10 protein-coding genes are annotated in these 11,843 nt (G+C 63.1%); 3 read left to right on the top strand and 7 right to left on the bottom strand.

The window, feature by feature from the left end; genetic code table 11:
- Window positions 1–224: 224 nt before the first annotated feature.
- Window positions 225–602: a glycine zipper domain-containing protein gene (locus tag IAE40_RS21530; RefSeq protein WP_054892351.1), complete on the bottom strand. Its 378-nt coding sequence runs from the start codon at window positions 600–602 to the stop codon at window positions 225–227.
- Window positions 603–677: 75 nt separating this feature from the next.
- On the bottom strand, window positions 678–857 hold the full coding sequence (locus IAE40_RS21525) for a hypothetical protein (RefSeq protein WP_054892350.1): 180 nt from the start codon (window positions 855–857) through the stop codon (window positions 678–680).
- A 224-nt stretch (window positions 858–1,081) separates the two neighbouring features.
- Between IAE40_RS21525 and IAE40_RS21520 the strand changes: the two genes are divergently transcribed.
- Entirely contained in the window at window positions 1,082–2,227 is a 1,146-nt protein-coding gene (locus IAE40_RS21520; RefSeq protein WP_197891541.1) for a GGDEF domain-containing protein, read from the top strand.
- Window positions 2,228–2,247: 20 nt separating this feature from the next.
- Here IAE40_RS21520 and IAE40_RS21515 read toward each other — a convergent pair whose 3' ends face one another.
- The 3 genes from IAE40_RS21515 to IAE40_RS21505 all read right to left on the bottom strand — a co-directional run bounded on the left by IAE40_RS21515 (window position 2,248) and on the right by IAE40_RS21505 (window position 5,080).
- The gene (locus IAE40_RS21515) at window positions 2,248–3,201 is read right to left on the bottom strand and encodes an ABC transporter substrate-binding protein (protein ID WP_197891382.1); all 954 of its coding nucleotides are present in this window, start codon (window positions 3,199–3,201) and stop codon (window positions 2,248–2,250) included.
- A gap of 9 nt (window positions 3,202–3,210) precedes the next feature.
- Entirely contained in the window at window positions 3,211–4,275 is a 1,065-nt protein-coding gene (locus IAE40_RS21510; protein WP_200603848.1) for an LLM class flavin-dependent oxidoreductase, read from the bottom strand.
- A 178-nt stretch (window positions 4,276–4,453) separates the two neighbouring features.
- On the bottom strand, window positions 4,454–5,080 hold the full coding sequence (locus IAE40_RS21505) for a glutathione S-transferase family protein (protein WP_200603847.1): 627 nt from the start codon (window positions 5,078–5,080) through the stop codon (window positions 4,454–4,456).
- Between the two features lie 266 nt (window positions 5,081–5,346).
- Between IAE40_RS21505 and IAE40_RS21500 the strand changes: the two genes are divergently transcribed.
- Window positions 5,347–6,681 (top strand): OprD family porin, encoded by a 1,335-nt coding sequence (locus IAE40_RS21500; protein ID WP_063544244.1) that lies wholly within the window; start codon window positions 5,347–5,349, stop codon window positions 6,679–6,681.
- Between the two features lie 105 nt (window positions 6,682–6,786).
- Here the strand turns inward: IAE40_RS21500 and glsB are convergent, their stop codons facing one another.
- Window positions 6,787–7,707: a glutaminase B gene (gene glsB / locus IAE40_RS21495; protein WP_153773007.1), complete on the bottom strand. Its 921-nt coding sequence runs from the start codon at window positions 7,705–7,707 to the stop codon at window positions 6,787–6,789.
- Between the two features lie 86 nt (window positions 7,708–7,793).
- The gene (locus IAE40_RS21490; RefSeq protein WP_153773094.1) at window positions 7,794–9,767 is read right to left on the bottom strand and encodes a DNA topoisomerase III; all 1,974 of its coding nucleotides are present in this window, start codon (window positions 9,765–9,767) and stop codon (window positions 7,794–7,796) included.
- Between the two features lie 249 nt (window positions 9,768–10,016).
- Between IAE40_RS21490 and IAE40_RS21485 the strand changes: the two genes are divergently transcribed.
- Window positions 10,017–11,843: polyurethane esterase (locus IAE40_RS21485; RefSeq protein WP_200603831.1), on the top strand; the 1,827-nt coding region annotated here is incomplete at its 3' end.

The raw sequence follows: 11,843 nt of genomic DNA, 5'->3' as shown, positions 1-11,843 counted from the left end.
AGTTGCTCCTAAAAAAGCAGCGCGGGTCCCTGTGGGAGCGGGTTTACCCGCGAAAAAGACACCGCGCTGCCTGGCACGGGCTATGCCCGTGTTCGCGGGACAAGTCGGGGCGCCGAACCGCCGCTCCCACAGGATACTTTGCAGCCAGTAGATAGGGCTGGCCTTTAGATTTTGAACAAGACAGTTGCTCCTGCAGGGCAGTTGCTCCTGCAGGAGTGCGTCAATCAGTGGCGACGGTGCTTCTTGTTCTTGTCGCCCAGGTGGTTGCCGATCGCACCACCGGCCGCGCCGCCAAGGCCTGCGCCGATGGTCGAGCCATTGCTGCCGCCAAGTTTGGCACCCACCAGCGAGCCGCCGGCTGAACCCAGGCCACCGCCGATGGCCGCTTCGGTGCGGTTGCCCTTGCGTGCGCCAACGGCGCTGCCGGCTGCGCCACCCAGGCCTGCGCCGATGGCGGCGCCCGTGCTGCCGCCGATCTGCTTGCCGACGACGTTGCCCAAGGCGCCACCCAGGCCGCCACCAATGGCTGCGGTGCCGTCACCGGCGAACGCTCCCTGGCACAGCAGCAGGCCCAGGGCGAGGGAAGGCAGAGTCAGACGCATGATTTCATGAACCTCGAAGGAATCATCAGGATTGGATGCCGCAGGCGTGCGGCGGACAGGGATTGGAGAGACGCTTCAGCGGTAATAACGGTCACGGTAGCGGCGATCGTCGTCATCGCGATCATCGCGGTGATGATGACGGTGACGATCGCGGTCGCCGTCACGCCAGCCATCGTCATCATGGTGACGATGGCTGTGGCAACCGGCGAGCAGCACGACAGCGGCGATCAGCGAAAAACTGGCAAGGCGTGGCATGGCGATGGAAATCCTTGATCCGCAACGGTTTACGGGACAACTGCTGAGACCGGTGAGGATTCATTTGGTTTCAAAGTGGCACAAAATATTACCGCGCCAGGGATAGGCGGCGTGTCTGCGGGCTGCTGTTCTGTCCCGTTGGGTCATGGTCGCGGGCCTGCACGGCTCCTAGACTGTCAGGCAGGCCGCGATCAAGACGGCCATCTGCCACACGGTGAATCATGATGATCGCCCATACTCCTACGCTGTTCGCTGCGGTCGCGCTGGTGGCGACGATCCTGGCTTTCTGTCTGTTGCTGGTCGGGCAGTTCAATCGAGGCGACAACCTGCTGCTGACCGGCTGTGGACTGTTGGCCCATGCCTTGGCCTATGTCTGTTACACGTTGTTCGGCCATGCGCCTCTGTGGGTAAGCTATGTCTTGGCCAACAGCCTGCTGTCATTGGCGTTGGCGTTCTATTCGGCGAGCCTGTTCCGGGTGCGCGAGCGCCCCGTGCCGTGGCGGCCGATCTTCGCCATTCCGCTGTTGATGCTGCTGGGCTTGATCTCGCTGCTCGAGACGGTGGAGCCGCGCATGCTGCTGGCGGCCCTGGTGCTGATGTTGCAATGCGTGTTGATTCTCTACTGGGCCCGTCAACGGGCCCTGCACAAGGGCAGGGCACACCTGCTGCTGGTGATCGGTGCCGGCATCAGCCTGGTGGGGCTGGGCATGCGGGTGGTTGCCGTGCTGGCGGGCACGGCGCAGGAGATGCGCTACGACACCAGCAACCTCAAGCAGACGGTGTCGGTGGCGATCGGCACGGCCACGGTGATGATGTATTCCATTGGCCTGGTGTTGATGGCCAAGGAGCGCAGCGAATCGCGCTTGCAGCACCTTGCCGGACACGATGTGCTGACCGGCACGGGCAATCGGCGCGCCATCCTCGAACGTTTCGAGTTCGAGCTGGAGCAGGCGCGCGCGGCGCAGTACAGCTTGGCCGTGGCGATGATCGATATCGACCATTTCAAGCGTATCAACGATGTGCACGGCCATCTGGCGGGGGACGAAGTGCTGTGCCACTGCGTGCGTCAATTACAGCAGCGGCTGCGCGAAGGCGATAGCCTGGGGCGCTATGGCGGTGAGGAATTCCTGCTGTTGTTGCCGCGAACCGAGGGCGAGGGTGCCCTGGCGGCGTTGAACGGTCTGCGCGAAGCCATCGCGAGGAATCCGGCACGCTTCGCCGGGCTGGAGATCGAGCTGTGCTTCAGCGTCGGGCTCTGGTGCGGTGTGCCGGGGGAGGATGACACCCCGGCACGGCTGATCGCCAAGGCCGACGCCGCCTTGTACCTGGCCAAGGCTGGCGGGCGCAATGCGGTGCGGCTGGCGGCTTGATCCTTCGTGCGCCCGGCAGCTTACTGGCTGAACGCGCCGTCGAACGACGTGTCGATGATCGCGCGGGTGTCCAGGGGCTTGGGCAGCGTGCCGGTCTGCACAAGGAAGTCGGCAGTATCCTGGTAGTCCTTCGCCGCCTGCGCATCGACCGGGCCCACGCTCATGTCGGCCTGACCAATCCAGTGACGCGAGACACTTTGGTCGAGGTTGGCTTTCTTGGCCCAGAGGTCGGCATAAGCTTCCTTGTGCTCACCGACCCAGGCCCGGGCTTTTTGCAGGCGGCCCAGGAAGTCTTCGATGGCGGCGTGCTTGCTATCGATCGAATCGTTGCGCGCAGCGATGCTGCTCAAGCCAGGCATCAGGCCCTGGGCGGTGACCAGCTTGCGCGCGCCGGAGAACACGATCTGTTGCGAGATGTAGGGTTCCCACACCGGGAAGGCATCGATGCTGCCCTGCGGCAGCGCGGCGGCGGCATCGATTGGCATCAGTTTGACGAACTCGACGTAGTCATGCGGCAGGCCGGCCTTGTCCAGTGCGCGCAAGGTCAACTGTTGGCTCCAGGCGCCGGGCCAGTAGGCGACCTTCTTGCCCTTGAGGTCGGCAATGGTCTTGGCGGGGGAGTCCTTGGGCACCAGCAGGGCGATGGTGTCGAGGTTCTGCCGTGAGACGCCGATCAGCTTGACGGGCGCCCCTTTGGCAGCCAGGAACAGAAAGCCCGAGTCGCCGAGAAAGCCGATGTCCAGGCCACCGGCCTCCAGCCCTTCGGCCACCGGTGCGGCCGACTGGAAGTGCTTGAACTCGACCTTGTAGGGTGCATCCTTGAGTGCCCCGGAGGCTTCCAGCGATGCGCGCACGTTGTAGTAGTTCTGGTCGCCGATGCGCAGGGTGACCTGCTCGGCGGCGATGGCCTGCGCCAGCGGGGTACCAAGGAACAGGCCGGCGAGGGTGACTCGGATCAGGTGTGACAGTTTCATGGGGTTTCCTCAGCTGGCCTGGCGTGTATCCAGGCGTTCGATCTGGTGATGGATGGCGGGGATCAGGGTCTTGCCGTATTCGATGGTGTCGTTCAATGGGTCGAAGCCGCGGATCAGGAAAGTCGACACGCCGAGCTTGTAGTACTCGCCCAACGCCTGGGCGACCTGCTCGGGGGTGCCGACCAGCGCGGTGGAGTTCCAGCGCGCCCCAGTCAGACGGGCAACGCCCATCCACAGGCGTTGATCGAGCACTTCGCCCTGTTGCGCGGCGGCCAGCAGACGCTGCGACCCGACGTTCTCGGGCTGGTGGTCGTGCAGCGGCAAACCGAGTTTCTGGCGTGCATCGCGGACCTGCTCGAGGATCTCGGCGGCGCGCTTCCAGGCGGCCTCCTCGGTATCGGCGACGATGGGGCGGAACGACACCGAGAAGCGCGGGGCGCGCTGTTGCACAGCGGCGGCCTGGCGGACCTTGGCGATATGCTCGGCGACGGCGGCCAGGGGTTCGCCCCAGAGCATGTAGGTGTCGGCATGTTGCGCTGCGACCCGCACCGCGGCATCCGATGAACCACTGAAGTAGATCGGGATATGCGGGCGCTGCACGGTCCTTATGGCGGGCGAGGCGGCGTTGAAACGGTAGAAGTCGCCGGCGAAGTCCACCGGATGTTCGGCGGTCCAGATTGCCTTCAGGGCATCGAGGTATTCGCCGGTGCGCGCATAGCGGTGATCGTGGTCGAGAAAATCGCCATCGCGCTGCAGGTCCTGGTCATTGCCACCGCTGACCACGTTCAGCGCCAGGCGGCCCTTGCTGAATTGATCGAGGGTCGCCAGTTGCCGCGCTGCCAGGGGCGGGCTGATCACCCCTGGGCGGTAGGCCAGCAGGATGCCCAGGCGTTCGGTGGCAGCGACGGCGAACGAACTGACCACTGCGCCTTCCGGCCCGTTGGAAAAATAGCCGACCAGGATGCGGTCGAAACCGGCCGCTTCATGGGCTTGGGCGAAGCGACGCACGTAGTCCGGATCGACCGCATCTCCCGTGGGTTGGTCGACCTCCGAACCGGGCGAGGCGGTGATCATGCCGAGGATTTCGACGCTCATTGCTGGGTTCCTTTGCTGGGACAAGGTTGCCTGGCGTTGAGCGGTTTAGAAGAAAACGAGCTGGCCGGGCTTCTTCTTAGAATCTAACGGCCAGCTGTAAATGATGGAAATTCATTTTTTGCATATTATAATATGCAAAATAATGTTATTGCCCTGTTCAGGGCGTTCCGTTTCTGCCGTGCAGCCGATAGCCTTCCCGCTCGCTCAGGCGCGCGTAGTAGTCAGCCACTGCAGGCAGGTTCGGGTGCTCGAACGGTGTCTCGAACCAGCGGTTTACCGATAACCCGATCGGAATGTCTGCCAGGGAGAACGCCTTGCCGGCAACGTAGGCGCCAGTCTTTGCCAACTGTTGGTCGAGGATCTGCATATGTCGCGACCATTCGCTGATGCTGGCATTGAGCGCCTGTTCATCCCGGTGCGCAGCTGACTGCCTGACCAGCGCCATGAAGGCGTAGCTCCAGGAGCGATTGAGATCGCTGGCCTGCCAGTCGATCCATTGATCGACACGCGCCCTGGCCACGGCGTCGGCCGGGTAAATCCCTGCCGCTTGCCCATAGCGGTTGGCGAGATAGCGAATGATGGTATTGGACTCCCACAGCGTAAGGTCGCCGTCTTGGATTACCGGGACCATGGCATTGGGGTTCAGGGCCAGGAATTCAGCGGTTTGGGTGGGCTGGAAACCTGAACCCCAGTCTTCGCGGTGGAATGGAAGGTCGATTTCGGCGCAGGTCCACAGCACCTTGCGCACGTTGATGGAACTCGCCTTACCCAATATTCGCAGCATGTCATCATCCTTTTTGCTGAGCAGCCGAAACAGCGGTGTGCTGTAGCGTCCAAGCGTATCTGTAAAAGCCCTGCCTGAGGTCATGGAACTGAAACCTTTCTCCCTGCCGATAGTGGTTTTTTGCTAGCATTCGGTTCCTATAGCACAATCGAATAAAAATCTTTTGCGATTGTTGTTAAAGTAATAACGCGTGACGTTCAAACGTATCGAAACTCGGCCCTCGCGTTCAGCGAGAGGCCTATAAGAAAAGCTAGAAAGGAGCACACATGTACAAATGCACACTGCCAGTGGCCGTTGCACTGGCCAGCTTGTCGCTGGGGGCGCAGGCGGCAGGTTTCGTGGAAGACAGCAAGGCTTCGGTCACTGCGCGCAACTTCTACATCAACTCTGACAACCGCAATGGCACTGCCAACCCGTCGAAGCAGGAAGAATGGGGCCAAGGCTTCATCTTCAACTTCACATCCGGCTACACCCAGGGCACCGTTGGCTTCGGCGTAGACGCCATCGGCCTGACCGGTTTCCGTCTGGATTCGGGCAAGGGTACCCACTACAACCCGACTAGCACCGCCAAGGGCGGTACTGTGTTCCCGACCGATTCCGATGGCCGCGCCGTTGACGACTTCAGCAGCCTGGGCGTAACCGGCAAGGTCAAGATCTCCAAGACCGAAGCCAAGCTCGGTGTACTGCAGCCCAAGCTGCCAGTAGTCACCTACAACGACGGTCGTCTGTTGCCGCAAACGTTTGAAGGTGGCCAGATCACCTCCAACGAGATCGACAACCTGACCCTGATCGGCGGCAAGCTCGAGCATGCCAAGGGCCGTAACAGCACCAACATGGAATCGCTGACCATTGCCGGCTCCAACGGCAACCCGGCCACCGCCACCTCCAACCGTCGCAGCAACGCCTTCTACTACGCCGGTGCCGACTACAAGCTGAGCAAGGACCTGCTGCTGCAGTACTACTACGGCAACCTGGACGACTTCTACAAACAGCACTTCCTGGGTCTGACCCACAACCTGGCGCTGCCAGTGGGTTCGTTGAAGTCCGACCTGCGTTACTTCTACAGCGATTCCGATGGCAAGAACGCCAGCACCGAAGGCCGCCTGGCTGGCTATCGCGCATCGGGCTACCAGAACAACGGTGAAGTGGACAACCGCACCTGGAGCGCCAAGTTCACCTACTCGCTGGGCAGCCACGCGCTGAGCGCCGGTTACCAGCGTGTCAACGGCACCAGCGACTTCCCATTCCTGAACCAGGGCGACGGTGCAAGTGCCTACCTGATCACCGACGTGCAGATCGGCAAGTTCCTGCGTGCCGGCGAGCGCACCTGGCTGGCGCAGTACGCCTACGACTTCGCCGCTCTCGGCGTACCCGGCCTGACCGCCAACGCCATCTACCTGAAGGGCACCAACGTCAACTCGGCGGGCTCGGACCGTTCGGAGTGGGAGCGTGACTTCAGCCTGGCCTACGTCGTTCAGGAAGGTACCTTCAAGGGCCTGGGCCTGCAGTGGCGTAACGCTGCGCTGCGCACCGACGTATCGGGCCAGCGTGACCAGGACGAAAACCGCCTGATCGTGAGCTACACCTACAACTTCTTCTGACATCGGGTCAGCCCGGCTACGGGTAGTTGTAGTAAAACAAACCCCACCAGGGACCGCCCTGGTGGGGTTTGTTTTTCAAGGTGCGCTGCGATTGAAGCGTCAGGCCTACAGCACCGCGGAAAACACCGAGCCGGTGATCCGCTCGCTGAGCAGCTCCAGTGCCCGCAGCCCCGCCAGTGAGTTACCCGAGGCGTTCAGTGCAGGCGACCACACGCAGATGCTGTAGCGCCCCGGCACTACCGCGACAATGCCGCCGCCCACTCCGCTTTTGCCCGGCAGGCCCACGCGATAGGCGAAGTTACCCGCCTCGTCGTACAGCCCGCTGGTGGCCATGATCGCATTCACCTGTTGCGCCTGGCGCGGGCTGAGCACGTGCTCGCCGCTGTGCGGGCAGTAGCCGCTGTTGGCCAGGAAGGCAAAGCCACGGGCGACATCGACGCAATTCATCGATAGCGCACAATGATGGAAGTAGCTGCGCAGCACGGCGTCGACATCGTTGTGGAAGTTGCCGAACGCTTGCATCAGGTAGGCCATGGCGGCGTTGCGGGCGCGATGCTGGTATTCGGAGTCGGCCACGACCGGGTCGCTGACGATGCGTGGGTTGGCTGCCAGGCGGCGGACGAAGTCGCGCATCGACAAGGGCGGGGTGGCATAGCGCGACTGGTTGATGTCGCAGATCACCAGCGCGCCGGCATTGATGAAAGGATTGCGTGGGCGACCTTTCTCCACTTCCAGCTGTACCAGCGAGTTGAACGCCTGCCCGGAGGGCTCGTAGCCCAGGCGCGACCAGATATCCTCACCACTGTGGTTGATCGCCTGGACCAGGCTGAAGACCTTGGAGATGCTCTGGATCGAGAAGGGCGTATAGGCATCCCCGGCGCAATGCAGCTGGCCGTCCAGGCTCTGTACGGCGATGCCGAGTTGTTGCGGGTCGACCTGGGCGAGGGCGGGGATGTACTGGGCGACCTGGCCCTGGCTGAGCAGCGGGCGGACCTGATCGAGGATTTCTTGCAGTAATGCTTGCATGGGGGCCTGCGCGGAGCGGGTTCAGGGTTTGTATGCTGTACAAGACGAGCGTTGGCGAGGCGGCGACACACCCCAGGATGTGATCGTCAGCTGGACTTCCCCGCAGGCCGTCTTGGAGATTTGCTTGCACGAGGTGCGGCTTTGCTGCCGGCGGTTTTGCCCTTACCGCTGCTGCGGCGTTTTTTCTTCCAGGGTGCACCTTTGCCACCGGCAGCGAGGGGCGGGCCGCTGATGGTCAGGCGCATTCCCGCGCAGCGTTGCACCAGCTTGCCCATCCAGGCCGACTGCCGGGTGACGAACTCTTCCAGGCTCATTTCGCCACTTTGAACCATGTCCAGTGCCTGTTCCCAGATCGCAGTGGTGCCGGGGTCGGCGATGGCCCGTGGCACGGCGTCGATCAGGCTGAAGGCCGCGGGGGTGGCGGACAGTGCCTTGCCGTGCTTGACCAGGTAGCCGCGGTCGAGCAGGCCCTGGATGATGCTGGCCCGGGTCGCTTCGGTACCGATGCCGGTGGTTTCCTTGAGCTTCTGCTTGAGCTGCGGGTCGTCGACCAGTTTGGCGACGTTCTTCATCGCCTTGATCAGGTCGCCCTCGGTGAAAGGCTTCGGTGGCTGGGTCCACAGGTCTTTCAATTGCAGGTCCTGGACCCTGCAGTCGTCGCCTTCGCGCAGTTGCGGCAGGACTTGCGCGGGTGGCGCTTCGCGTCCCTTGGTTGGGGTCAGTGCCTCGGGCAGGGCGCGGCGCCAGCCGGGTTCGACGATCTGCTTGCCCACTGCACGCAGGGCGTGCCCGGCACAGTCCAGTTCGGCCTGGGTGCGGTCGTACTCGTGATTGGGCAGGAACTGCGCCAGGTATCGCGCCCGGATCAGGGTATAGACCGCTTTGTACTTGGGTGGCAGGCGCGCAGGATCGCTGGCGGCGGCGGTGGGGATGATGCCGTGGTGGGCGCTGACCTTGGCGTCGTTCCAGGCACGGGAGCGGCGGTGTGGCTCCAGATGCGCCTGCAAGGGGGCGAGGCTCGTGTCGGCGCGTTGCAGGGCGGCGAGAACGGCGGGCGCCTCGGCGTGCTGGCTGAGCGGCAGGTAACCACAGTCGCTGCGCGGGTAGGTGATCAGCTTGTGGGTTTCGTAGAGCGCCTGGGCGATGTCGAGGGTTTCCTGGGCGCCGAGGCCGAACTTCTTCGAGCACAGTTCCTGCAAGGTGCCGAGGTCAAAAGGCAAGGGTGCGGCCTCGCGCACACGCTCGGTCTGTACCTTGAGCACTTGTGCGCTACCTGCGCCCTGCATCTGGGTGGCGGCCTGCTGGGCGATTGCCTGGTTCAGGCAACGGCCCTGATCGTCGCAGGTGTCTTGTGGTGCACGCCATTGGGCGTTGAAGACCTGGTCCGAATGCGCTAGCTGCACCTCGATCGCCCAGTAGGGAACTGGTACGAAGTCGGCGATGCTGCGGTCGCGGTCGACCACCAGGCGCAGTGTCGGTGTCTGTACCCTTCCTACCGGCAGCACGCCTTGATAACCGGACTGGCGACCAAGCAGGGTGAACAGGCGGCTCATGTTCATGCCGATCAACCAGTCGGCCCGCGAGCGACCAAGGGCCGAGTGATAGAGGCTGAAGGTTTCGCTGCCGGGGAGCAGGCGGGCCAGCGCCTTGCGGATCGAGGCGTCATCGAGCGCGGAGAGCCACAGCCGCTGGATCGGCCCGCGGTAGCGGCAATGCTCGACCAGTTCGCGAGCGATCATCTCGCCTTCACGGTCGGCATCGGTGGCGATCACCAGCTCCCGGGCTTCGCTGAGCAGACGCTTGACCGCCTTGAACTGGCTGGCGGTCTTGGGTTTGACCAGCATTTTCCATTTTTCCGGAATGATCGGCAGATCATCGAGCGACCAGCGTTTGTAGCGTGCGTCATAACTGTCGGGCGGTGCGGTTTCGAGCAGGTGGCCGATACACCAGGTGACGCAGACATCAGTGCCTTGCCAGCAGCCGTCGGCCTTGCGGTTGGCACCCAGTACCTTGGCGATGTCTTTTGCCTGAGAGGGCTTTTCACAGAGAAAAAGGCGCATGGCCGTGAACGCTTCATCGAGGTTGATGGCGACTAGGATGCGCAAGACAGCGCGTGCAGGCAAGATTTATCTGTATGCATGTACAGGTTATTGCCAGGAAATATGTCCGCAGGTTTGGCATGAATGCCCCGACATCGGGCTTGGATGACCGGCCGGTACCGTGCCAGCGTTGTCGTTCGCCTGCCAGATGTGTCAATGGACGATGTCGCTTGTGGGCCTTCACTCCAATCACAACAAGGAAGTCGGATCATGCCTTTGTTCGATTACCGTCAGCTCGACGGTGCTGCCTCCTACGCGCTCTACAAGGATGCCATGGCCCTGGCGGTCTATGCCTATCATGGTATCGACGACGGTTTCTCTGCTGGCTACCAGAAGCACGGCTTCGGCCTCGGGTTGCCGGCAACCTTGGTCAAGGCTCTGATCGGTGGCACCGACAGCCAGGGCGTGATTCCCGGCATCCCCTGGAATCCCGACTCCGAGGCCAAGGCCCTGGCGCAGGTCAAGGCGGCTGGCTGGACGCCAATCAGCGCCGCACAGTTGGGTTACCAGGGCAAAACCGATGCGCGTGGCACCTTCCATGGCGAGGCACCGGGCTACACCTCGGCGCAGGTCGAGGTGCTCGGCCGTTATGCCGGCGATGGCCAGCTTATTGGCCTCGGTATCGCCTTTCGTGGCACCAGCGGCCCGCGGGAGAATCTGATTGGCGACACCCTCGGCGATGCCATCAACGACCTGCTGGCAGCGCTGGGGCCAGCCGACTACTCACGCAACTACGCCGGCAATGCTTTCGACCGCCTGCTGGGCGATGTCGCGACGTTCGCCAGGGCCCACGGCTTGTCAGGTGCCGATATCACCGTCAGCGGCCACAGCCTTGGCGGGCTGGCGGTCAACAGCCTGGCCGACCTCAGTGCTTCGCGCTGGGGCGGCTTCTACCAGGATGCCCGCTATGTTGCCTTCGCCTCGCCCACGCAGGCTGCCGACCCCGACAAGGTGCTCAATATCGGTTACGAGAACGATCCTGTGTTCCGTGTGCTCGACGGCACGGCGCTGACCTGGGCGACCCTGGGCGTGCACGATGCCGCCAAGCCCTCGACCACTGACAACATCGTCAATTTCAATGACCACTACGCCTCCGACGCGTGGAACCTGCTGCCGTTTTCCATCGGCAATATCGCCACCTGGCTCTCGCACCTGCCGGCAGCCTACGCCGATGGCCTGGGTCGGGTAGTGGATTCGCCGTTCTACCCCTGGACCAGCCGGGACTCGACCGTGGTGGTCAGCAACCTGTCCGACGCCACCCGTGGCTCGACCTGGGTACAGGACCTCAATCGCAACGCCGAGCCGCACTCTGGCAGTACCTTCATTGTCGGTTCGGCCCAGGACGACCTGATCCGGGGCGGGCGCGGCAACGACTACCTGTATGGCGGCGCAGGCAATGACACCTTCCGCGACGACGGCGGTTTCAACCTGATAGACGGCGGCGCCGGACATGACACCCTGCATCTGGGGGATGCGCTGGCGCGCTTCTCGATAGCCCGGGATGGCGAGGGCACGCTGTATGTGCGTGATAGCGAGGGTGGGATCAGCCAGGTGCGCAATGTCGAGTCGCTGGTGAGCAAGGAAAGCAGCCTGGTGTTCTTCAGCAAGGACGTCAGTCACGCAGTGACCGTCAATGGGCTGCTCAGCAGCGGCAAGCTGGATCCCTACGCCCTGTCGGTCAGCGGCGGACAAGGCAATGATCAGTTGGTGGCCGGCAACCAGGGCCAGTGGCTGTTCGGCCTGGGTGGCGATGATCGTCTGGTGGGTGGGGCAGGCGACGATGTGCTGGTGGGCGGTGCCGGGAATGATGTGCTCAGTGGCGGCGGTGGACGAGACACCTTTCTGTTCAGCGGGCACTTCGGGCAGGACCGGGTGCTGGACTTCACCGGGCAGGACCGGTTGGTGTTCATGGGCGTCGAAGGCGGGACGGCAGCGCCGGATTGGCGTGACCACCTGAGTCGGGCGGGGGATGACCTGGTGCTGTCGTTCGGGCGCGATAGCGTGACGTTGGTGGGGATTGCGGGGCAGGGGCTTGGG

It is taken from the genome of Pseudomonas sp. S44 (assembly GCF_016624805.1).
GTDB classification, from domain to species: Bacteria; Pseudomonadota; Gammaproteobacteria; order Pseudomonadales; family Pseudomonadaceae; genus Aquipseudomonas; species Aquipseudomonas machongensis.
This window is presented reverse-complemented; position numbering and strand designations above follow the sequence as displayed.